The 23,523-nt window shown below is 51.5% G+C and carries 22 protein-coding genes; 13 read left to right on the forward strand and 9 right to left on the reverse strand.

Features of this window, described 5'->3' with window-relative positions:
- Positions 1-197: 197 nt before the first annotated feature.
- On the forward strand, positions 198-2,132 hold the full coding sequence (locus G3M78_13555; protein ID QPJ66365.1) for a hypothetical protein: 1,935 nt from the start codon (positions 198-200) through the stop codon (positions 2,130-2,132).
- A 12-nt stretch (positions 2,133-2,144) separates the two neighbouring features.
- Here G3M78_13555 and thiD read toward each other — a convergent pair whose 3' ends face one another.
- The 5 genes from thiD to G3M78_13580 are packed head-to-tail and all read right to left on the reverse strand — an operon-like array spanning position 2,145 to position 7,606.
- Positions 2,145-3,473, reverse strand: a complete 1,329-nt coding sequence (thiD, locus tag G3M78_13560) for a bifunctional hydroxymethylpyrimidine kinase/phosphomethylpyrimidine kinase (protein QPJ66864.1) — start codon at positions 3,471-3,473, stop codon at positions 2,145-2,147.
- A gap of 46 nt (positions 3,474-3,519) precedes the next feature.
- Complete coding sequence (gene glmS / locus G3M78_13565) at positions 3,520-5,340, reverse strand: glutamine--fructose-6-phosphate transaminase (isomerizing) (GenBank protein ID QPJ66366.1); 1,821 nt, start codon at positions 5,338-5,340, stop codon at positions 3,520-3,522.
- 15 nt (positions 5,341-5,355) lie between these two features.
- Positions 5,356-6,558, reverse strand: coding sequence for an NTP transferase domain-containing protein (locus G3M78_13570; GenBank protein QPJ66367.1), 1,203 nt, complete (start codon positions 6,556-6,558; stop codon positions 5,356-5,358).
- Between the two features lie 44 nt (positions 6,559-6,602).
- The gene (locus tag G3M78_13575) at positions 6,603-7,358 is read right to left on the reverse strand and encodes an NTP transferase domain-containing protein (protein QPJ66368.1); all 756 of its coding nucleotides are present in this window, start codon (positions 7,356-7,358) and stop codon (positions 6,603-6,605) included.
- Complete coding sequence (locus G3M78_13580; protein ID QPJ66369.1) at positions 7,349-7,606, reverse strand: Fis family transcriptional regulator; 258 nt, start codon at positions 7,604-7,606, stop codon at positions 7,349-7,351. Before G3M78_13580 ends, G3M78_13575 begins: the two co-directional genes overlap by 10 nt.
- A 216-nt stretch (positions 7,607-7,822) precedes the next feature.
- On the opposite strand from G3M78_13580, the gene mtaB reads away from it, so the two are divergent.
- The 4 genes from mtaB to G3M78_13600 are packed head-to-tail and all read left to right on the forward strand — an operon-like array spanning position 7,823 to position 10,793.
- Positions 7,823-9,163, forward strand: a complete 1,341-nt coding sequence (gene mtaB / locus G3M78_13585; protein ID QPJ66370.1) for a tRNA (N(6)-L-threonylcarbamoyladenosine(37)-C(2))-methylthiotransferase MtaB — start codon at positions 7,823-7,825, stop codon at positions 9,161-9,163.
- Entirely contained in the window at positions 9,148-9,945 is a 798-nt protein-coding gene (locus tag G3M78_13590) for an SAM-dependent chlorinase/fluorinase (GenBank protein QPJ66371.1), read from the forward strand. The genes mtaB and G3M78_13590 overlap by 16 nt, the downstream gene beginning before the upstream one ends.
- On the forward strand, positions 9,942-10,397 hold the full coding sequence (smpB, locus tag G3M78_13595; GenBank protein ID QPJ66372.1) for an SsrA-binding protein SmpB: 456 nt from the start codon (positions 9,942-9,944) through the stop codon (positions 10,395-10,397). Before G3M78_13590 ends, smpB begins: the two co-directional genes overlap by 4 nt.
- A gap of 45 nt (positions 10,398-10,442) precedes the next feature.
- Positions 10,443-10,793 carry a hypothetical protein gene (locus G3M78_13600; protein ID QPJ66373.1) on the forward strand — a complete coding sequence of 117 codons (351 nt, stop codon included), beginning with the start codon at positions 10,443-10,445 and terminating at the stop codon, positions 10,791-10,793.
- 65 nt (positions 10,794-10,858) lie between these two features.
- On the opposite strand, the gene G3M78_13605 is transcribed toward G3M78_13600, so the two are convergent.
- The 4 genes from G3M78_13605 to G3M78_13620 form a co-directional block, all read right to left on the reverse strand.
- Complete coding sequence (locus tag G3M78_13605) at positions 10,859-11,464, reverse strand: pyridoxamine 5-phosphate oxidase (protein QPJ66374.1); 606 nt, start codon at positions 11,462-11,464, stop codon at positions 10,859-10,861.
- 66 nt (positions 11,465-11,530) lie between these two features.
- Positions 11,531-12,184, reverse strand: a complete 654-nt coding sequence (locus G3M78_13610; GenBank protein QPJ66865.1) for an FKBP-type peptidyl-prolyl cis-trans isomerase — start codon at positions 12,182-12,184, stop codon at positions 11,531-11,533.
- A 103-nt stretch (positions 12,185-12,287) separates the two neighbouring features.
- Positions 12,288-13,649: a hypothetical protein gene (locus G3M78_13615; protein QPJ66375.1), complete on the reverse strand. Its 1,362-nt coding sequence runs from the start codon at positions 13,647-13,649 to the stop codon at positions 12,288-12,290.
- Positions 13,650-13,660: 11 nt separating this feature from the next.
- Positions 13,661-14,500 carry an HDOD domain-containing protein gene (locus G3M78_13620; GenBank protein QPJ66376.1) on the reverse strand — a complete coding sequence of 280 codons (840 nt, stop codon included), beginning with the start codon at positions 14,498-14,500 and terminating at the stop codon, positions 13,661-13,663.
- 117 nt (positions 14,501-14,617) lie between these two features.
- Here G3M78_13620 and G3M78_13625 point away from each other — a divergent pair, with 117 nt between their 5' ends.
- The 8 genes from G3M78_13625 to nusA all read left to right on the forward strand — a co-directional run bounded on the left by G3M78_13625 (position 14,618) and on the right by nusA (position 23,463).
- Positions 14,618-15,244, forward strand: a complete 627-nt coding sequence (locus G3M78_13625) for a phosphoribosylglycinamide formyltransferase (GenBank protein QPJ66377.1) — start codon at positions 14,618-14,620, stop codon at positions 15,242-15,244.
- 5 nt (positions 15,245-15,249) lie between these two features.
- Entirely contained in the window at positions 15,250-15,897 is a 648-nt protein-coding gene (gene lolA / locus G3M78_13630; protein ID QPJ66378.1) for an outer membrane lipoprotein chaperone LolA, read from the forward strand.
- 9 nt (positions 15,898-15,906) lie between these two features.
- Positions 15,907-17,274: an RIP metalloprotease RseP gene (gene rseP, locus G3M78_13635; protein QPJ66379.1), complete on the forward strand. Its 1,368-nt coding sequence runs from the start codon at positions 15,907-15,909 to the stop codon at positions 17,272-17,274.
- 99 nt (positions 17,275-17,373) lie between these two features.
- Positions 17,374-17,655 (forward strand): hypothetical protein, encoded by a 282-nt coding sequence (locus G3M78_13640; GenBank protein ID QPJ66380.1) that lies wholly within the window; start codon positions 17,374-17,376, stop codon positions 17,653-17,655.
- Complete coding sequence (gene aepX, locus G3M78_13645) at positions 17,652-19,382, forward strand: phosphoenolpyruvate mutase (GenBank protein QPJ66381.1); 1,731 nt, start codon at positions 17,652-17,654, stop codon at positions 19,380-19,382. The genes G3M78_13640 and aepX overlap by 4 nt, the downstream gene beginning before the upstream one ends.
- Before the next feature lie 24 nt (positions 19,383-19,406).
- Positions 19,407-21,116: a proline--tRNA ligase gene (locus G3M78_13650; GenBank protein QPJ66382.1), complete on the forward strand. Its 1,710-nt coding sequence runs from the start codon at positions 19,407-19,409 to the stop codon at positions 21,114-21,116.
- Between the two features lie 149 nt (positions 21,117-21,265).
- Positions 21,266-21,727: a ribosome maturation factor RimP gene (locus G3M78_13655; GenBank protein ID QPJ66383.1), complete on the forward strand. Its 462-nt coding sequence runs from the start codon at positions 21,266-21,268 to the stop codon at positions 21,725-21,727.
- Positions 21,728-21,831: 104 nt separating this feature from the next.
- Positions 21,832-23,463 (forward strand): transcription termination/antitermination protein NusA, encoded by a 1,632-nt coding sequence (nusA, locus tag G3M78_13660; GenBank protein ID QPJ66384.1) that lies wholly within the window; start codon positions 21,832-21,834, stop codon positions 23,461-23,463.
- The last annotated feature ends 60 nt before the right edge of the window (positions 23,464-23,523 follow it).

The raw sequence follows: 23,523 nt of genomic DNA on the forward strand, positions 1-23,523 counted from the left end.
AGACCGCTACTTTTTTATAGCAAGGGCCATTATAAATTGCAAGGAAATTAGATTGGCTCCGGTCCTACAGCGCCGAAAGCGTTTTTTTAATGCAGGTAATTCATCAAAAACCTATTTAAACGGTTGCGCTTTGGCTCAGCCTTCCTATAGAATGAAAAGTTTATTATAAGAGACATTTTCGTCAGGAATAACAAGCAATGCTCAATTTAATCAGACAGCACTCAGACTCTTGGTTGGTCAAAGGTATTTTGTGGCTCATCGTTTTGGCCTTTATCGGCACTATTTTTTATTCCTGGGGAATGGGCGGAGCCTCGACTGCCCGCGGCGGAGTCATCGCCTCGGTCGATGGGAAACCGATCAATTACAACGAATACAACCAGACCTTCAATAATCTGGTGCGCTTTTACCGCGAACAATTCCGCAACCAGTTCAACGACGAGTTGATCGAGCGTCTCGACATCAAGGGACAAGCCCTCGACTCGCTCATCCAGAAGAACTTGCTCCTCAAGGAAGCCGAGCGACTGAATATCCGCGTCACCAACGAAGAGCTTGCGGACCATATCAAACAATACTCGGCGTTTCAAAAAGACGAAAAGTTTGATCCTGCCACCTACAAAAATTACCTGCGTTTCAATCGCTTGAACGCCCTTCAATTTGAAGAAGGACAACGCCAGGCTCTGGTCATTGAAAAGATCGAAAATCTCGTCATGAGCGCCGCCAAGGTCATGGAATCCGAAGTCATGGAAATCTATGAGCGCGAAGCGGAAAAAATAAAGATCGACTACGTCTCTTTTTTCGACGACAAGTTCGAGCGGGAATTCCTCCTCGGGGATGATGAGATCAAAGCCTTCTATGAAGCCAACAAGGCGAAATTCCAAACGCCTGAGCAGTTCAAAGTACAGTACGTGAAACTGGCCTCCGCATCATTTCTCGACGAAGCGACTCTGGAAGATAAGGAAATTCAGGATTACTACAATGCAAAAATCACCGCGTTTGAAGTGAAGAAAAAATTCAAGGCGCGACACATCCTGTTCCGCCTTAATCCGCAGGTCGGCGATCAAACTGCAAGCATTGAAGAACGCCAGAAGGCGTCTGAGAAGGAAGCGCAAGAACGCGCCGAAGCCGCGCACGCAAAAATCAAAAGCGGCGAGATCAACTTTATTGACGCCGCGAAAGAATTTTCCGACGACGCCGCTTCGGGTGAAAAAGGCGGAGACCTCGGCGAATTTGACAGCGGCGTGATGGTTCCAGAATTCGAAGCCGCATTGGATAAGCTGAAAGATGGCGAAATCAGCGACGTCGTTCGCACACCATTCGGCTTCCATATCATTCAACGCGATGGCTTCACCCCCGGTCGAACCAAAACGCTCGACGAGGTTAAGGACGAAATCACCCAGGCTTTGAAGGAGATCAAAGCGGAGCAGAAAGCGCGTAGAGCGGCTCGCCGTATTCAGCGCGAAGCCGAGAAATCGGGCGACCTGGCCGCTGCCGCGAAAGCGCATGACGCCGAAGCGAAAACCACCGGCTTTTTCTCACGACGAGACCGGGATTTACCAGACATCGGTTCGGCCCCGCAATTTTTTGAGCAGGCCTTTTCGCTGAAGGAAAACCAGATCGGCGAAGCAGTACACACGCCAGAGCATTCCTACGTGATTAAATTGGTTGGAAAAGCCGCGCCGGCAATCCCGCCCTTTGAAGAAGTCCGGGAGGAAGCGAAAGCGAATCTCTTAAAGAAAAAGAACAAGGATCATGCGCAGGAACAATTTGAGAAACTGAGCGCGCAGTACCAGCAGAACAAAGATCTGGAGAAACTGTCTAAAGATATGGATGTTGAAATCAAGACCAGCCCCTTGTTCAGCCTGATCGATTCAATCCCTGGAGTCGGAAATATTCAACCTGTGAAAGATAAAATTGCGAATCTGAATAAGGGCGAGGTGACGGCCGTCTCCGCGCTGGGCAGGAACTTTTTTATCAGAATCAACGACCGGGTGAACGCAGGCGAACCGGATGCGGATCAATACAAGAAAATTGCCGACCGTCTCCGCGCTGAAAAAGGTCAGTCGATCTTTCAGGACTGGATCACCGGAAAACGCGCACAGGCTGAAATCCTGATCAATCAGGAAATGTTATAAAGCCGGTTCGAATCATTTTGCGTTATAGAGCTTGCCGATCTTCAGAATGAGGTCGGTCAAGCTCTCCATATCATTGGCGATCACGCGGATCATTTCTTCCTTACCAAATCCGCCGATATCATAGATGATGTCCGGCACTTTTCCCATCGCTTCAATCGCCGATGCCGTGCCCCACTCCAGACTGGAGCCTTCTTTCGTTTTTACTTTTTTCGGTTCATCCGCGCGGTCGAAAGACCCAATGGATAATTTCAACTTCTTGCAAATCTGAATCAAGCGCGGTTCGTATTTGATGTTCATCACCGCGCGCTTCTCCCGATCAAAATTCATCGCCGTCAATACGATATCCGCCACATGACGCGAACCGCCAAAACACGGCGGCGCAGGAACCGCGATTTCGTTGCCAATTTTGGTGATCCGCCCCGGAAAGCCGACAACATCGTCGCGATTGAGAGCCAGCTTCAAACCATAGCCGATATTGGATTGCACTTCCGGAACCAAACGACCGATATCGTTTCCTTTCAGTCTCTCAATCGACGCGCAGACCCGATTCAAGGCGTCAAAGCGTTCCATTTCTCGATACAGGGAAGCCATGGGATTGGCAAATGGAGCGCCTTTACCGCTACACTCAGAAAAAACGATGGCGACGTTGATGAATTGTTTTGCACGCGTCACCGCTTCCAACAAATCGTCGCCTTGCGCAAGGTGAGCCGCAATCGCCGCTGAAAGCACGCACCCCGTACCATGAACCGACACCTTGCCGCCAATGCGCTCGCTGACCAGTTCGTGCACTCGCCCCTCCTCGCAAAAGGTATCCACAGGATCGCCCTTACCATGCCCGCCGGTGATCAAAACCGCTTTCGGACCTTTTTTCAAGATGGCCCGCGCCGCCTTCACCCGATCCGCGCTGGATTTGATGCGCATTTCTGACAGAACCTCGGCTTCCTTCAAATTGGGAGTGACCAGAACCGCTTGCGGCAAGAGATGTTCTATCATGGCCGCAACGCCTTCCTTCGACAACAGGGTCTTGCCGCTGGTGGAACGAAACACCGGGTCCACCACAAGGTTCTTCGCCCTGCGCACTTTCAAACTGTCCGCCAGAGCCAGAACCACCTGAGCATCCCCCAGCATTCCGGTTTTCACCGCCAGGGGCGGCGTATCATCGAATACCGAATCCATTTGAGCCAGAACCGTTTGCGGAGGCACGTCAAAAGTTTCGCTAACGCCAAGTGAATTTTGCGCCGTCAGCGCCGCGATAACGGAGCGGCCCGAGACGCCCAGCGCCGCGAATGTTTTCAAATCAGATTGAATCCCCGCTCCGCCGCTCGGGTCGGAACCTGCAATGGTCAACGCTATGGGCGTCTGTCTCGTTTTCATTCTAAAATCCTTATCAGCCGACCGTCACCGATTTTGCCAGAAATCGTGGACGGTCAACGTTGCATTTGAGTGAGGTTGCGGTGAAATAAGCAAAGAGTTGCCCAATCACCAAATGAATCAAGGGCGCCAGAATTGGAGGCACCGGAGGAAGAATCAACTCTTCCGAAAACAAATCTTTATTCTTGCCGCGTTCGTCAAAATGAATTCCCAGAACAAACCCGGATCGCGCGCGCACTTCCTCAACGCAGTGCATGGTTGAAACGTACAGGCTCGAGTCTGATTTTGGCGGCACAAACGCAATTGAAAAAATATCGTCGTCGATCAACGCCAGCGTTCCATGCTTCAGAAAGCCGCCCGGCATCCCTTCCGCGTGAACATAGGCGACCTCTTTCATTTTCAGCGCCGACTCCAGAGCGATCGGGTAGTACACGCCGCGCCCCAGATACAACCAATGCTTGGCCTGTGAGTAACGATTGGCGATGCGATGAATGAAGCCGGAACGTTCGTTGAGAATGCTCTGGATGATTTCAGGCAATTCCGCCAAAGACCGAAGACTTGCGTTGTATTGTTTTTTTGTGATGTGTTTGTTTTTCAATCCGAGGCGCAGGGCCAGCAGATTCATGATCGTCATCTGCGTTAAAGCCGCCTTGGTGCTGATGACCGAAATTTCCGGGCCGGAACCTTGTAGAATCAAACGATCCACCATCCGCGAAATCGCCGATCCCATCACGTTGACGATTGCCGCCGTCTTGCCCTTCTGCGCTTTGGCAAACTTCAGCGCCTGCAAGGTATCGTAGGTCTCCCCCGATTGAGATACCGCAAACACGAGACAGTTTTTATCAACCGTCGCCAATCCGCTGAACTCATCGGAACTGATCGTCGGAAAAAACTCTCCAGCATAATTCGAAAACACATACTTCCCGTACTTGGCGACATAAAAGGTACTGCCAACGCCGACAAGATAGACCCGCTTTGAATCAGCAATCAATTCCGTCACCGCGTCAAGAGGTGCGTCGAGAGATTCCAGCGCATTGGAAATTGTTTGCGGTTGCTCGTAAATCTCCTTGAGCATGTAATGCGGATAGCCTCCTTTACGAGAGGTATCGCTGTCCCATTCGATCTTTGTGATGGTTTTGGCGGATTCAGCGCGGGTGAGGAAATTCTTAATCACATAGGCGTCGCGGGTCAGAATCGCATACTCGCCGTCTTCCAGAATCACCGCATTGCGCGTGTACTCAATGAAGGCGTTGAAATCGGAACCGACAAATTTAAACTCGTCGCCAATGCCCAGCATGAGCGGCGATTCGCGCTTGGCGCAAAAGATGGTGTCCGGTTCGTGTTCGGTGATGAACGCGACAGCGAAGGCCCCTTCGAGAAGGTTGAGCGTCTTGAGCAGGGCTTCTTCAACGCTTCCGGTCGCCTTGTAAAATTTTTCAAGCAGATGAGGAACCACCTCCGAGTCGGTTTCGGAAACAAAGCAGACACCCTCCTTTTCCAGTTGATCGCGCAAGGCGCGGTAATTGGAAATGATTCCGTTATGAACAACTGCGAATTTTTTATCCGTCGACGTGAAGGGATGCGTGTTCTTGCGCAGAACTTTTCCATGCGTCGCCCATCGGGTATGGGCCAGGCCGATCTTACTTTTATGGGACAGCACTCTTTCCTTGCGAAAGAACTCTTCAACGCCGCCGATATCTTTCTTTATCAGCAACTTTTTTTTGTCAACCAGCGCAACGCCGCACGAATCGTAGCCCCGATACTCCAGGCTGAGGATTCCTTCGAACAACATGTCTGTGACGTTTTTCAGTCCAACAACGCCGCTGATTCCGCACATAGTCTGGCTTATGAATTAACGAGTTACTGAATATCGGGGTTCTAATATTTTCCCCGGCGCTACGGTGGTTCCCGGCTCGATGGTGTTGCCCGCTCCGACGACCGCGTCGTCGCCGATAAAGGTTCCCAGTTTATTGAGACCCGAATCCACCAAACGCTTGCCGTCTTTGATTGATACCGATTTCCAGTCCACCGTACGGTTGACGGTCATGGACCCGGCGCCAATATCGACCCGCTCGCCCAGCACGCTGTCGCCGATAAAGGACAAACGCCCCACGCGCGTGTTGTCGAGGATCACGCAGTTTTTCAACTCCACGCCGTAGCCGACCGAGCAATGGTCGCCGAGAGAAGTGTAACTGCGTATCAAAGAATTGTTCCCTATATAACTGCCCTTGCCGATGGAACACGGCCCCTCTAAAACAGCCCCCGCTTTGATCACGGCGCCCTCTTCAATATGAACCACGCCCTGAATCGTCACGTTCCCTTCGAGAACCGCCGACTTGGCAATGGATGATTCCTGCCAGGAATCCATCAAAATTTTGTTGGCTTCGAGAACATGCCAGGGGTAGACGATGTCCAGCCATTCATCCTCCCACATGGAGGCCTTCATGCTTCCGTCTTCCACCAGCTGTTTGAGCGCCTTTTCCATCGAACCGCGATTCTTTTCCAGCAATCCAAAAAACGATTCCGGTAGCACAAAGACGCCTGAAAGCACGTAATTGCCCAGGCTGTCGCCTTTGGGCTTCTCAATGATTTTTGTGATTTGCATTTGCGCGTTCAAGAATACGTTGCCAAACATTTCGTTCGACGGCGGCAGGCAGATCGAAGCGATGGGGCACTTGAAAGCGTGAAAGGATTGTTGCGCCTTGAAAAAAATATTCTCCGCCGTGACGGTGTCTCCGTAAATGAGAAGAAAATATTCGCCAGGGGAAATTTTATCTTTTACTTTTAAAACCGCGCGACCGATTCCGCCGCTCTTCTCCTGCACCATGTAATGCAGATTGAGGCCGTTTTGAGAATGATCGTTGATACGCTCGATCAGCTTTTCTTTCTGGTGACCCACCACCACGAAGATATCGTTGATCCCGGACTGCTTGAGCAAATCCACGGTATTGTCGAACAGCGTCCTGCCTGCCATACGAATCATCGGCAAAGGGCGAGTCATTGTGATCGCTCCCAAACCAGACCCTTTTCCAGCGGCTAGAATGACGGCTTTCATCTTTGTTTAATATTCTGAAGTGACGGGTATTTCAAAGGAATGGATCATTCGAAAGGGTGAAAGTCGGCTACCATGCGCTCAGCCTTGTTTAAGTCGTCCAGGGAATTGATACCAAACACTTCGCGAGTGTCTTTCGCCAACACCGAATCGACCCTCAAGCCTTCGCATTTTAACAAATGAATGGTATCGGTCAAATAGTATTCATTTTGCGCGTTCTGATTGTCGAGCTTATCTAAGGCTTTAAAAAACAATTCCTTTTCAAAACAATAAACGCCGGCATTTAATTCGTCAACCCTTTTCTCCTGCTCCGTCGCGTCGCGCATTTCAACGATCCGATCCACCGAACCATCCTCCCCTCGCACAACGCGACCAAAATCCTGATTCTCCGGGTCGATAAAACTCAGCATGACGCAGGCCGCCTTCGTGCTCTGTCTCAAGGACAGCATTTCCTGCAAGGTTTCGGTGCGAATGAATGGCATGTCGCCGCAAAGGATCAACAAATCGCCGCTGAACTCCTGCAAAACCTCTTTCGCTTGCGCCGCCGCGTGCCCGGTGCCCAACTGCTCGGCCTGCAGAACATATTGCAAGTCCGCCTCGCCCTGAAACGCTTCGCGCACCTGCTCCGCCTGATAACCGATCACCGCGATCGTGGCTCCCGGCTTCAGCGGTCGCACCGCCTGCAGAACGTAGGATAACAGGGGTTGCCCCGCAAGCGGTTGCAACACCTTGGCCAGCGGAGATTTCAGCCGGGTTCCCTTGCCCGCCGCGAGAATGATCGCCGCGAGATTGCTCAATCCCATTGAATATTATGATCCTGAATTTTTTTTCGGAGGGTGTTACGATTGATGCCCAGTATATTCGCCGCCTGGGTTTTGTTGCCCTTGACCTCTTTCAAAACAATTTCGACTAGAGGTTTTTCTATGCCGCCCACGATGGTATCATGCAAATGACCGTTTTGCCCGCCATCCATATGCGCCACATATTCCTTGACGGTTTTATGCAACCATTTTTCCAGGAAGGAGCGGGCTTTTCGATCCACATTTTGCATGGGAGCCTTTGGTTGAGGGAAAACCTGCGTCAACAGAACTCGCGCACACTGTTCCACGACATTTTAGATAATGAGGGGGGAATAGTAACAAACCTGTTTTGCAGAATCAAGAGCAGACTAGGGGCGTCTGGGTAAGCCTTTGTAAATTCATATTGATTAAATTCACCCGCTTGCAATAAGATACGTTTCCCGTTAATTTCAAATTCCATAGACCTTATGAAAACCGCTAAAAACCGAGTTGCGTTTACAACGCTGGGTTGCAGAACCAATCAAAACGACACCGCCGAAATGCAGGCCATTCTCATGCAGGAAGGCTTTTCCGTGGTCGATTCTGGAGAGGAAGCCGACATCTATGTCGTCAACACCTGCACCGTCACCCAGAAAAGCGATCAGAATTCCCGCCTGGCCGTTAAAAAATCACTTGCCATCAACGATCAGGCGCTGGTGGTGTTCACCGGATGCTACGCCCAACTCAACCCGGAAGAGGCCGCGCAACTGAACGGCCTGGACATCGTCCTGGGCAACGCCAATAAACTGGAAATCGCAGACGCGATCAAAACCCGACTCGAACAAGATTCGCCGAAAGACGCAGAGGCGGTTGCGGACATCGTCATGACCGACATCCATGCGCCGAGAGAATTCAAGGCCCTTCCCATCTCAGCCATCCAGGGTCGAACCAAAGCCTTCATCAAAGTGCAAACCGGATGCGACGAGAAATGTTCTTTCTGCACCGTCGTGCGCGCGCGCGGCAAGTCGATCAGCGATACCCGCGAGAATATATTGAATAACGTAAGGCATGCCATCGACTCCGGCTTCAAGGAAATCACCCTCACCGGAATCAACCTCGGAACATGGGGAATGGATTTCACGCCAGCGCAAACCTTCTCATCGCTGGTTAAAGACATCATCGATCTGCCCGGAGACTATCGCGTCCGCCTGAGTTCGATCAATCCCATGGAAATCGAGGATGAATTGATCGACCTGATGGCGCAAAGCGACCGCATCTGCCCTCACCTTCATATCCCCCTGCAAAGCGGGGACGATACGATCCTGACGCGAATGCGACGCAATTATCTGACGCAACCCTTCATCGACGTGGTAGAAAAAGCCGCCTCCGCCATACCGGAGCTGGCCCTTGGAGCCGACCTCATTGTCGGCTTCCCCGGAGAAACCGACGAACAATTCGAGAACACCCGACGCCTCGTCGAACGCCTGCCCTTCACCTATCTGCACGTGTTCACTTATTCGCCGCGCGAAGGCACAGAAGCCTACGATTTTAAAAATGAAGTCCCGAAAAAAGTTAAGAAGGAACGCAATCGAATTCTCACGGCAATCGCCAAACAAAAATCTCTGGATTACCAGAAGCGATTCCTGAACCGCAAGGCGACCGTGCTGGTGGAAGCGCAACGGACGCGCAAAGAGTCCCTGCTGAAAGGACATACCGAGCATTATATCGCCGTTGAGTTTTCCGGCGACGACGCGCTTGCCAACCAATTGACCGAGGTGCGCATCACCGACGTCTCCGAACAGCAGGTCGCCGCATGCCTCCCATCGTGACTCTGACCAGCGACTTTGGTCTGCGCGACCCCTTCGCAGGAATTCTGAAAGGGGTGATCTGGAATATTGCGCCGAAAGCCCGCATCGTCGATCTGACGCACGAAATCGAACCGCAAAACATTCGTCAGGCGGCGCTCACTCTCGAATCTGCCGCTCCGTATTTTCCGAAGGGAACCATTCACCTTGCCGTCGTCGATCCCGGCGTAGGAAGCGAACGAAGAGCGATGGCGGTCGATTGCGGCGACTGTTATTTCGTCGGCCCCGACAACGGACTGGCCTCCGCCTTGCTGACGCCGCGAAGCAAGTGCTATGAGCTGAACAAAAAAAAATATTTCCTGTCCCCTCTTTCCGCAACCTTTCACGGCAGAGATGTGTTCGCCCCAATCGCCGCCTGGCTGGCAAAGGGAACGCCCATCTCACAACTCGGGCGCAAGATCACAGACGCTCAACGCCTGAGCTTCCCTGGGCCTGAACGCAAGGGCGACACATTGAAGGGGGAAATTTTGCACGTTGACCGGTTTGGCAACCTTTCAAGCAATATCAAGGCGGACGATTTAATACCTTTAAAGAAAAAACAAAGCAAACTCCGCATCCGAATTTCCAGAAAATCCATCGCAGGACTGGTCGAAAATTATACGCAGGTCGCCGCCGAGCAATACGGCGCGCTGATCAATAGCTGGAATCGCCTGGAAATCTTCTGCAATCAGGAAAACGCCGCCGAGCGGCTCAAGGCAGGCATCGGGAGCGCCATCACAATATCTCAGGAAGTCAAAAGCCAATGAGCGAAATCAAGATCATCTGTCAGAACAAAAAAGCCCGTCACGATTATTTCATCGACGAATGCATGGAAGCAGGAATCGCCCTCAGAGGCCCGGAAGTGAAGTCCCTGCGCGCAGGCAAGGCCAATCTGTCCGACAGCTACGCCACCGTCGAAGGCGGAGAAGTCTGGCTTCTGAACTGTCATATCACGCCCTACGACCCGGCGCACCAGTTCAACAGCCACCCGCTACGCAAGCGCAAGCTCCTGCTTCACAAAAGAGAAATCGACAAACTGATCGGACGCACGCAGGAAAAAGGCTGGAACCTGATCCCCCTCAAACTTTATTTCAAAGGCGGCAAGATAAAAGTTGAAATCTGCCTGGCGCAAGGCAAGAAGCATTACGACAAACGCGAAAGCATCAAACAACGCCAGGCCAAACGAGAAATCGACCAGGCCATGAAGAACAACCGCTAAGCAGACCCTCTTGCAAGGTCTCGAACATATCAGTCAGGAGCGCTCTTGAAGCACGAAAAGTTTGTAGAAAAATTAAGAAACGGTGATATCCATATTGTCATCGACAGAGCCGTCGCCTTCAAAATCGTCGAAACCGGACGCCTCGGCGCCGCCTACCAGAAAACCCAAACCGTCTACACCTGGATCTGGTTCCTCGGCCTGCCTCTTGGCATCGCTTTGGCCCTGCTCTATAAATGGTGGCTGGGACTGATCGTTATCTTCATCTCACTCGGCCTGCCCCAGGGCATCAAACGATCCGCCTCCAGAGGCGTGCGAGACAAACTCATCGAAGACCCCGAATTTTTCGAGTTCGCCCTGCAATACAAAGCCTTTGAGATCGTCAAAAACCGCCGCTGAACTCAAAAAAAATGCCGCCTCAAAAAAGCGGCATTCTCTTCATCAAATTGGCCACATAAAATTTATCAAGTCTCAGGGGCTTTGAAAAAATCGCCGCGCTTGTGCGATTCCTGATCCGTTCCCCAATGGATCTGTTTGCCCATATTTTGAAAACGGGGGATGTGTTTGGAGCAATGGATGTAGGCTTCTTCGATTTCAATCCACACCCAGCATTCCGGCGGCTTGCCGCCTTCCTTGTATTTTTCCTGCTCCAGAAGGATGCGCGTTTCTTTCTCCAGCTCCAGTTCGTCGTTTTTTACAATGCGCGCTTTCCCATTCACATGCAAGCCAATGGAATTTTCCTCGAAGTCGATGAAGATCAATCCGATATGAGGGTTTTCGCTGATGTTGCCCAGACTCGCCAGCACCCCGTTGCCGCGATATTCCGGGTAGGCCAGGGTTCTGTCGTTGAGGATACGCACAAAACCGCGAGGGCCGCCGCGAAATGAACAATCGCATTCGCCGCCAGCATCGGAGGTGGCGATGAAAACCAAATCCCGCTCTGCAATGAACTCCTGCATGGCGGGATTGAGAATGTCGCGCATCTGGTTTTTATAGAAAGAAGTTGCGTTGCGTTCGCAACCAAACTCTTTTTGTAACTTTTTTTCACCCTTCGAGCCGAAGGCAGTCATGATGGAACCGGTGGAAAGTTTTCATAACGCCCGAACCGCTCGTTCAAGAGCGGTTCGGACATCTATTTATTTAACCGCGATCAATTCAATATCAAAGATCAAGGTTGCGTTCGGGCCAATGATGCCGCCCGCTCCGCGTTCGCCATAAGCCAGTTGCGGCGGGATGAACAGGCGCCACTGCCCGCCCTCTTTCATCAACTGCAGAGCTTCCGTCCAACCGCTGATGACGCCGTTGACGGGGAACACCACCGTCTTGTTGCGCTTGTGAGAGCTGTCAAATTCGCTTCCGTCAATGAGCGTGCCGCGGTAATGCGTCTCGACCTGGTCAGCGGCGGTGGGCGTTTTCCCCGTTCCCGCTTTGATGACTTGATACTGCAATCCGCTCGGAAGGGTCTTCACTCCCGACTTGGATTTGTTCGCTTTCAAAAAAGCCTCGCCGGCCTTTTTATTGACCTCGCCCTGCTTTTTCATTTCCTCTTCCATGCGCGCCATTTCTTCTTGCTGACGTTTGCGTTCGATCGCCTGCATTTGTTTCTGGAATTCTGCGAGAGCCTGACGCGCTTCCTCTTCCGAGAGCAGGTCTTTCTTATCGTCCATTCCATCGGCAAAGCCCTTGAGGATGATTTCAGGATTCAGATTGGTGTCCTTCGCCAAATCCTGAATGCCCTTGGCAATATCCAGGCCCAGGCTGTAACTGGTAATATCTTCTTTCGATTTCAACGTTTCCTGCCCGGCGAACGCCGCATTGGCGAAAAAGGAAACGATAGCAATAACGCCGATGGTGATCTGTGTTTTCAATGGAACCTCGTGTATAAAGTTAAAATTAAAATGGATTGGCGGCGGATTCTTCCGAACCTGCCGTCGCCTTCAACAACTTGAAAATTTCACTTTTCCCTAATTGCGCCGCCACATATAAAGCCGTCCAGCCTTTTCGACTCTTCGCGCCCGGGTCCGCGCCATGATCCAACAGGGTTTTGGCGACAGCGGGATTCCCCCCTGCCACCGCAACCATCAGCGGCGTCCAACCGAGTTTACTGCGTGAATTGGCGCTCGCTCCGTGTTTCAACAAAACTTCCACCGCTTCCAAATGTCCTCTCTCTGCGGCGATCATCAATGGCGTGGAACCGTTGGCGATGGGAACGTCCACAGACGCGCCCTGTTCCAGCAGAATCCGAATCACATCGGGGTCGCCCCCCGCCGCGGCGCTGGCCAAAACGCCGCTACCATTTTTGCTGAGGGAAAATACACTCGCCCCATGATCCAGAAGAATTTTTACAATGTCCGCTTCCCCGCGTTCGGCGGCGATCATAAGAGGAGTCGCTCCGGCCCGACTGCGCAGATCAACGGTCGCGCCTTTCTCGATGAGCAGTGAAGTGATTTCAAGACGCCCGAATTTTGCGGCATGAAACAACGCGCTCCAGCCATTTCGCGTTTTGCTGTCGGGGGAGACATTTCTATCCAGCAAGGTTTGCGCCGCGTCCTTAAAACCGCGCTCAGCGGCGACGACCAGCAAGGGTTGTCCCCAACGATTGTTCAAATTGGGATTACCGCCGTTTTGAATCAGCGTTTCCATGATATCCGCCCGGCCTGTCGCCGTCGCTAAAAGCAAAGCCGTTTCACCGCGTCTGTTTTTCAAATGCAAATCGGCGCCGACTTCAATCAGTTCGTTGACAATGAGGGAATGCCCCTCGCCTGCGGCGATAATCATCGGCGTGTTGCCGTCTATCAAACGGGCGTTGATATTGGCGTCATTCGCCAACAGGTAACGTGTGATGTCCAGCCTGCCGTATCTCGAAGAGCGATGCAGCGCTGTCCAGCCAAAGCCGTTCGCTGAATTTATCCGCGCGCCCGCATCCAGCAACAGCTTCACAGAAGCCAGGTTTCCGCTTGTAGCGGCGAGGATCAAAGCAGTGTCGCCATAATGATTATGCGCATTGGCATCCGCACCCTGCTTTAAAAGAAAACGAATGAGTTCAGAATTCCCGGCGATGGACGCCGTCATCAACGCGGTGCTCCCTTTTGTAGTTTTGCTTTCAAGCTCCGCCCCGGCCTCCAGCAAACGAGCCGTCGCCTCCACATCACCCCCATGAACAGCGTTGAGAAATTCCTCATCGACTCCCGCAAACGACCGGGTCGATGTGGTCATCATCAACAGCAAAACCGCGCCTATAAAAAAATATTTCATCGAATCCAAACTCAGCTAAACAGTTTAATCGCTTCCGCGAATCGCTCCTGCGATTCTTCGCGCATCGACAAGAGGATAGTCTCATTAAGTTCCAGAGACTTCAGAACAGCCGGGTCGAGTTTTGGCGGCGACACATCGCCCAGATCTCCCGAACCGATCTGATCCGCCAGATAATCTGCAAAATAGATAATTGCCGCTTCTTTCATATTTCTCTTGGCATCCAATGGATGGTGATGAAACGACACGCAATCCAATAAGCGCTGGGGTAATTTCCAGGCCCTGAGTAAAGACGAGCCAACGTCTGCGTGACTGAAGCCCATCACCTCGCGTTCCGTTTCGTGCATCGCTCCCGCGCCTTCCTTCTCCAGCTTGACGGCCCGCATCATTTTTTCGGGAGCCTTTTTACAAATCACCAGAGTTCCAATGTCGTGCAACATCCCGGCGATGTAAAACCGCTCCAGTTCTTTTTCCCCCAGATACCCCGCCAGTATCTGAGCGGAGACGCCAACGGCGACGCTATGCTCCCAGAAAGTATTCATATTGAGTAAATCTCCGGGAACGCCGCTGAACTCGTTCATGATCGTCGTCGTCAACACGAGATCGCTCAACTGATTCAAGCCGACGATGGTCATTGCATGTTCCACCGTTTCCACCTTGGCGTCCAATCCGTAAAAAGGACTGTTGACGATCTTGAGGAGCCGAATCAGCAAGCCCGGGTCGGCGCTTAATATCTCTGAAAACTCCTTGAACGAAGTGTCAGGATCCTCCACCGCCTCTTTGAACTTAAAATAAACAGCGGGGGGAGTGGCCACCCAGTCTTCCGTGATCGCGTCGATATCTTTATTTTGCATAGAGTTCTAATTTAAAAGGCGACGGTAATTTGTCAACATTGATTTAGCTCCCGTAATAATGTTAATCTCAAGCATGATAATTATTATTGCAGGGGAAGCGCGTTTTCGCAATTGCCGATGGTAAATAATTGCATTAAATTGGGTGTCCTTGTTTCGGGCCGCGGGTCCAACCTGGTATCCATACTAGATCATATTGAGCGCGGCGAATTACAGGCTCAGGTCGCCATCGTTCTTTCCAACAAAGAATCCGCGCCAGCACTGGAGAAATGCCGCGAGCGCGGCATTACTGCGAAATTTGTCGACCCGAAAGCATTTTCCGGTAAGACGGAATACGAAACCGCTCTGATCGACGAACTCAACGCACATTCAATCGATATCGTCTGCCTCGCCGGATACATGAAAATTCTTGGCAAGGAATTCATCGATGCATTCAGGGGGAGGATCATCAACATTCATCCCTCCCTCTTGCCCGCATTCCCGGGCCTGAACGCCCAGAAGCAGGCGCTCGACTATGGCGTCAAATTTTCAGGATGCACAGTGCATTATGTCGATGAAGGCGTCGACTCCGGCCCCATCATCATGCAAAGCGTGGTCCCGGTTTACGACAACGACGATGAAAGCGCCCTCAGCGCCCGAATTCTGGAGCAGGAACATATCATCTACGCTCGCGCGCTACAACTCTTTGCAAATGGAAGCATCGTTCTCAATCCACAACGCTCGCCCTCCGGCGCTACCAACAAATAATCCCAATGTCGCGTTTATTACTATTTGCCCTGCTCATTCTATGTCCCGGCCCCGCACACGCGGAAAACGATACGCTCGCAACGATGGAAGCGATTCAAAAGCAGTATGAACTCGTCAAAACCTTTTCCGCCGAATTCAGCCAGAAGTCCTACGTCAAGATGATGGGCAAAGCCCAGCAGTCGAGCGGAACGGTGGTGATTAAAAAACCCGGCAAAATGAAATGGGTCTACAACGCGCCCGATCCGCAAGTGCTGATCAGCAACGACAAGACATTATGGCTCTACGTTCCCGAAGAAGGCCAGGTTTCTCAAATGCCGGTTGAAAATGTCTATTCATCTAATGCCCCCGCCCTGTTCCTTTCCGGCAAAGGAAAACTGATGGAAAGTTTCAAAACCACGGGAATTAAAAAAATCGACAGAGAACTGGTGGTCAGCATGGTTCCAAAACAGGAAGACCATTCCCTGACCCGGCTGGCCCTGTACGCGGACAACAAATCGTTTCAAATTACCGGGGCAACCGTGTATGATAAATTGGGTAATCAGACAGAAATCCGGTTCACTAAAATCCAGATCAATCTGGACGTCCCTGAAGCAACTTTCCAATTCGTAAAACCCCAAGGCGCTGAATTACTGGATTTTACCAACAAAGAGTGAAGAGATAACATGTTCGAACTGTTTAGTTTGCCCACAGACGGGGCGTTTGGATTCGCCGCCAAGATGCTGGTATTTTTGATCGGCCTGGCCGCGTTGATCTTTGTCCACGAACTGGGTCACTTTCTTGCCGCGCGCAGGGTCGGCGTTGAAGTCGAGGTTTTTTCCATCGGATTTGGTCCGCGTTTGCTCGGCTTTAAATCCGGCGGCACGGAATACCTGCTGGCCGCGATTCCTCTTGGCGGTTACGTCAAAATGAAGGGCGAGGACCTCGAAGAATCATCCTTGAGCATTAAAGGCTCCTTCGCCGCCGCGCCGCCACAGCACCGTCTGCTCATTGCCTTTGCCGGCCCGCTCTTCAACATTCTCTTCGCAATCGCTATTTACTACGTCATTTTCCTGATGGGTTCCCCCAGCCTGGCCCCAGTGGTCGGCTCCATCAAAGACGGCTCCCCGGCCCAGGTCGCCCAATTGAAAACCGGCGACAAGATCACCATGATCGAAGGCACGGAAATCCGATTCTGGGAAGACCTTCAAAAAGTCGTCCATGATGCGCCGGGGAAAAAACTGTCTCTGACGCTGGAACGCCAGTCCACATTGATGGACATGAGCATCACCCCCATGGCTGAGGAAATCGTCAATCTGTTTGGCGAAAAGGAAACCGTGGGCCTGATCGGCATCTCCCCTCTCGTGCAGAACGTAACCTTTGTGAAGAAAGATTCCGCCGCCGACAAAGCCGGCATCCAGATCGGCGATAAAATCATTGCCGTCAATGGCGAGCCGATTCACGGCTGGGCAGACCTCAAACCCGCCGCTGTTGACAAGCCGGGAACCGAACTGACTTTTACGATTCAACGCGATGGCTCCGAACGCATGCTTCAAGTCACCCCGGAGCCTAAAACGGTAGAAGACGCAGAAGGCGGCAACACCACCATCGGCGTGATCGGCGTGGGCCTGAGCGGGCAATTGTTTGAAGAAAAGTACGGTCTCTGGGGCGCCTTTGAGCGCGCCCTCGAAGAAACCTGGCGTTTGACCTATCTGATTGGCGTCAGCATCAAAAAAATGATCACAGGCTCTATCCCCTCCGATTCCATTGGCGGACCGATCCTGATATTCCAGATTTATGGCGAACAGGCAGAACAGGGATTCAGCGAATTCGTACGCCTCACCGCCCTGCTCAGCATCAATCTTGGTCTCTTGAATTTGCTCCCCATACCAGTCCTCGATGGCGGACATATTTTCTTTTTCCTCATCGAACTCATCAAGGGAAAACCGGTCAGCGAGAGAAATAGAGAACGAGCGCAACATGTAGGCATCGTCATGCTCATCAGCCTTATGATTTTTGCGTTTTACAACGACATCATGCGCCTGATTGGCTAAAACAAGTCCTCAAACAGGGCCGTTTTCACGAAACTTATATTTTTCCTGTTAATTACCAAGAATTTATAATAAAACATTAATCAGGCGGCGACGTAGAGCGTGGACGACGCAACCAAATTACAAGCGCTGGAACAGGTTGCCCGCAAACTTTCTATCAACATTGAAGTCACCCGATTTGAAGAAAGCGAAATTCAGACCCAAAGCGGCCACTGCAAACTCCGAGGGCAAGATTTGATTCTCCTCGATCGCAACCTGACCCCGAAAGAAACAATAGAAATTTTTTTAACCACCTTTCTGAAATTTGATCTGGAAAACGTCTACCTTCCCGCATGGTTGCGCGAGGAAATGGACGCTCGCCAGTCTTCCGATACCAATCAATGACTCTGCTAAACAATACCCTGCCTGAAATTCGAAGAGGCAAACTGAAATCCCTGCTGAAGCAAAAACGCCCGGTGAGAGTTCTCGAAGCGCATAATGGAATCAGCGGCATCATTGCAAATAATACAACCGTGGAAGGCGAGGAACAGGGCGACGCCGTGAAACTTGAATTTGACGCTCTCTGGGAAAGCAGTCTGACCGACTCAGCCTCCAAAGGACACCCAGACATTGAAGTCGTGAGTTTTGACTCCCGACTGCAAACCATCTATGAAATTCTGGCCGTCACCAACAAGCCAATGATCGTCGATGGCGACACCGGAGGCGACGCCAATAATTTTGAATACATGGTCTCGAAACTCGAACGCGCAGGCGTTTCCGCCGTCATCATCGAAGACAAGGTCTTCCCAAAACGCAACAGCCTGGAGACCGGAGCGCAACAAACGCTGGAAGACCCGCATGTGTTCGCGCAAAAAATCAAACGCGGCAAACGCTCTCAATTGACGGATGATTTCATGATTATCTCCAGAATTGAAAGCCTCATTGCCGGCAAGCCCATGGATGAAGCCCTCGACCGCGCCCGGATCTATCTGGAAGCCGGCGTCGACGGCATCATGATCCATTCCAAATCCAAGAAACCAGACGAGATCATCGAATTTTCCCGCAGGTATAAACAAGAATTTCCCGCCGAACTCATCAATGGAAAACCCCTTGTATGCGTGCCCACGACCTACAACTCGATCACCGAAGAGGAATTGGGAGAACAGGGCTTCAATATTGTCATCCACGCCAACCACTTGTTGCGCGCCGCCTACAAAGCAATGGAAGAAACGGCCAAAACCATTTTGACGAGCCAGCGATCTTTTGAAGCCGATCCGCAGTGCAGCGCCGTTAGAGAAATTTTTTCCGCAGTCGGTTTTCTCGACGTAAAAAAGAAGGACGAAGAAAACGAGTTGACCAGCAATATCGCCGTAATCATTCCCGCCGCTGGCGAAGACTCGCTCTTGAAAAAACAATTGAACGGCAAACCCAAGGCCATGCTGGAACTCGGTGGAAAAACCCTGCTCCAAAGACAGGTCGCCGCCTTGAACCATAACAACCTGACCGACGTGACCGTCGTCACCGGTTACGCAAGTAATCAAATCGCCGCAGAAGGCGTTAGTTTCATCGAAAACAAGGACTATAAAAACGGCACCCCTCTACACAGCGTGTTCGCCGCCAAAGAAAAAATGAGCAACGGCTTTTTGATGCTCTACTCCGATATCCTTCTCGAAGAACATATCATCACCAAGCTGTTAGGCGCCTCCGAAGATATTGTGCTGGTCGTCGACAATGCCGTGCAATACCACCGGGCTGATAATGAAAAATTATTGGACTACATTATAAGTAAAAACAAACACAAGCTCAGCCACCGGAAAATCAGCTTCGTCCATGAGAATCTGATCACCAAGATCGGAAACAAACTTCACCCCGATACCGTGACGCATGAATTCATCGGGCTTGCCAAGTTCAGCAAGACCGGCTCCGAGCAATTTATCCAGACCTATCAGGACTGCCTGCAAAATTATGAAGGAAAATTTCAGGAAGCAGAAGACATCACCCAGTTCACCTTCACTGATCTGATACAGGAAATGATCGACCGGGGCTTCGCCGTTAATTTTCTGGAAATCCACAAGGGATGGATGGAAATTCACCATCCCGAAGACATCGAACTTGCCAACGAGCTACTCTAACGCCTGTGCGCGTTTCAAACCCCTATGCGTTTCAGCCAACTTTTCATCCCGACATTAAAAGATTCCCCGACAGACGCCGACGTGGCGAGCCACAAGTACATGATCCGCGCCGGAATGATCCGGCAGATCGCCGCTGGCATCTATTCCGTTTTGCCTCTCGGTCTGCGCACCTTGAGGAAAATTGAAAATATCATCCGCGAGGAAATGAATCGCGTTGGCGCGCAGGAAGTGTTTCTACCCAGCGTTCAACCCGCCGAACTCTGGAAGGAAAGCGGACGCTGGGAATTTTACGGTAAAGAACTCCTCCGCTTCAAGGATCGGCACGAGCGCGAATTCTGTTACGGCCCCACGCATGAGGAAGTCATCACCGACATGGTGCGCAAGGAAATCAAATCCTATCGACAACTGCCCGTGGCCTTCTACCAGATTCAAACCAAATTCAGAGACGAAGTGCGTCCCCGATTCGGCATCATGCGCGGACGCGAATTCATGATGAAAGACGCCTACAGCTTTCACGCCGACGAAGCCAGCGTCGATAAAACTTACGACGACATGGCCGCCGCATACTCCCGCATCTTCGAACGATGCGGTCTGGAATATAAAAAAGTCGAAGCCGACACCGGCTCCATCGGCGGCGCCCGCTCGCATGAATTCCATGTTCTCGCCGATTCCGGCGAAGACCAGATCGGATTCTGCGACGCCTGCGAATACGCCTCCAATATCGAACTCGCGGAATGCCGACCGGACGCACCGGACAACGGAGCGCAAACAGACACCCCAATTCAGGAAGTCGAAACCCCCGGCAAGAAAAGCGTCGAAGAAGTCAGCGCCTTTCTTTCCGTCAAGCCGCGTCAAATCATCAAGACCATCTTGTTTGAAAGCGATCAGGGCATCATCGCCGGACTCTGTCGCGGCGACCGGGAAATCAACCCCATCAAACTGAAGAACCATATCGGCTGTGAATGGTTGCACCCGGCCCCGGAAGCCATCCTGTCCAAAGACGAATCCATCCACTGCGGCTACGTTGGCCCGGTCGGTTTGAAATACCCCATTTACGCCGACCTTGAAGTGCCCGGCATGGCTAACGCCGTAGCAGGCGCCAACAAAGCCGACGCGCATCTGACAGGCATTCAAGCCAACCGCGACCTGAAAGCCACGCAAATGGTAGATATTCGCCTCGCAAAAGAAGGCGACCCCTGCCCCAAATGCGACTCAGGCAGTCTGAAAGTGAAACGCGGCATCGAGCTCGGGCATATTTTTGTGCTCGGAAAAAAATACAGCTCCGCCATGAAAGCCCAGTTCCTCGACCCCAATGGCAAGGAACAAGCCATGGTCATGGGCTGTTACGGCATCGGCGTCGGACGCACCGCCGCCGCTGCGATTGAGCAACGACACGACGAAAAAGGCATCTGCTGGCCCCGCTCCATCGCCCCCTTCGAAGTGATCCTGTTGCCCGCCAACCACAAAGATGATGCCACCCGGGAGGCGATCGAAAAACTATACAAGGACTTGTTGGCGCAGGGAATCGACGCATTACTCGACGACCGCCCGGAACGCCTGGGCGTCAAATTCAAAGACTCCGAACTATTGGGAATCCCCGTACAAGTGGTCATCGGCCCCAAAACCCTGGAAGCAGGCGTCGCCGAGGTCAAAATCCGCTCCACCGGAGCCGTTTCCACCCCCAATCTTTCCTCGGCCCCGCAACAAATACAGGAAATATTGCAAACTCTTTAGAAACAATCCCCGCTCTATAAATTTTCGCTTGCAACCCCAATCCCGGTTTAGTAAACTTGCATGACAAATAGACCTGCTTGAGTTGCGGGCGCGAAGCCCGCATTTTTTTTGCTCAAAAAGCGCCGAGCCGTTAAAAGGACGTAGTTAAGATGGCCAAATCCTCAATTTCTCATCAAGTTACAGAAATTGTCGAACCCATCGCTCAAGAGGACGGTCTCGAACTGGTTGACGTAGAATATAAAAAATCCGGCCCCTCCTGGATATTAAGAATATATATTGATAAAGTCGGCGGAATCACTTTAAAAGATTGTCAGAACCTGAGTCGCCAAATCAGCGATCTGGTCGACATCAACGAAGTCATTTCAATCCCCTATGTACTGGAGGTATCCTCTCCCGGCCTGGACCGACCGCTCAAAAAAGAAAGAGATTTCACAAAGTACGCTGGAAAGAAAATTAAACTGAAAACGTTTTCGCCCATCCAGGGCCAAAAAAATTTTACGGGCGTGATTAAGGATTTTCAGGAACGAACCCTGTTCCTTCAAGTAGACGCCACAATAAAAGAAATTCCGTTTGAACAAATATCGGTCGCTAATCTGGTCGTGGAAATCTAACGATCCCGTTTTTGATTTCACAAACAACACTCGATTCAAAGCAATCCAGGAATTACAGAAACCCCGCGCCACTCGCGTGAAGGGCCATTTTAAAGGACTTTGAAATGAATTTAGAAGCGCTCTCCCTATTAGAGCAAATCAGCCGCGAAAAAGGCATCTCGCCGGAAACGCTGGTGGAAGCCCTGCAAAGCGCCGTGGCCGCCGCCGCTAAAAAACGCTGGCCGGAGTTTAAGGAAATCCATAGCGAGTTCAACCCGGAAACCGGAGAAGTCGAGATTCTGGTTGAAAAAACCGTCGTTGAAGACATCGAAAACGACGCCGAGGAAATTTCCCTTAAAGAAGCGCTGAAGATCAATAAAAAGGCAGAACCCGGCGAAACCCTTCTGGTCAAACAGGAACTTGCCGAATACGGACGCATTGCCGCTCAACTGGCAAAACAGGTGATCCTGCAAAAAGTCAGGGAAGCGGAGATTGAAAATACCTACAACGAATTCAAGGATAAAAAAGGCGATTTGATCAACGGCATCGCTCAACGCGTGGAACGCGGCGACCTCATCGTCGACCTCGGGAAAGCAGAAGGCGTGTTGCCGCGCCGCGAACAGGTATTTCGCGAAACCTTCAACCGCGGCGAACGCATTCGCGCCTATGTGGTTGATGTGCGCAAAACGCCGAAAAGCGCCGTCGTCGTGCTCTCACGCACCCACACCGGCCTGGTTCAGCGCCTTTTCGAGCTTGAAGTTCCTGAAATCAGCGAAGGCATGGTCGAGATCATGGGTATTGTGCGAGAACCCAACGGACGCACCAAAATTGCCGTCCGCACCAACGACCGGGATATTGACGCCGTCGGCGCCTGCGTCGGCATGCGAGGCATGCGCGTCCAATCCATCGTTCAGGAATTACGCGGCGAAAAAATAGACATTGTCGAATACTCCGAAGATTCTGAAGTCTTCATGCGCAACGCGCTCAGTCCTGCGAAAATTTCCAGAATCATTCGCAACGACGCCGAAAAACACATGATCATCATTGTCGCCGACGACCAAATGTCTCTGGCCATTGGAAAGAAGGGTCAGAACGTGCGACTGGCGGCGAAGCTGGTGAAATGGAAAGTCGATATCAAAGGCGAATCCGAAGCCGGATCGCTTGGCGACGCGGGAACATGGAAAACGATGCCCGCGCAAAACAACCAGATTGACTTTTTGGATATCATCAAAAACGCCAAGGGACTGGGTCCAAAAATCATGACGATTCTGTTTTCTAACGACGTGGTGACGGTTCAGGAAGTCGTCAAACGCGATCTGAAAGGCTTGACCGCGCTGACAGGAATCGGCCCCAAAAAGGCGGAATTGATTTTGGAAATCGCGAAATTGCATACGACCCCGGAGCCTGTCGAGGAAGTCGTAGAAGTGGAAAGCGCTGAAATTGAAGAAGCCGGCACGGCTGTGGAAGACGACGCAATCGTCGAAGAAACTCAGCAAGCAGTCAGCGACGCGACGGAAGAATCCATCGAAGTCGAAGATGAGGACGGCGAAGAAGATCCAGACATCCCAATCACGCAACTGGCGAACGCTTCGGATGATACCATCACCACTTTGCAGGACAGCGGATTTGAAACAATGGCGGAACTTTCAGTGGCAACCGTCGAAGAATTGTCTGAAATTGAAGGAATTGATGAAAGCATGGCTCGCGACGTGATTGAACAAGCAAAAAACCGAGTCGATAATCTGGAAATCTCGTGATGCCGAATTCCAGAAAAAAATTGTATAATATCCCACATTAATCCAAACCCTTGTAGGAGG

The organism is Candidatus Nitrohelix vancouverensis, assembly GCA_015698305.1.
GTDB classification, from domain to species: domain Bacteria; phylum Nitrospinota; class Nitrospinia; order Nitrospinales; family VA-1; genus Nitrohelix; species Nitrohelix vancouverensis.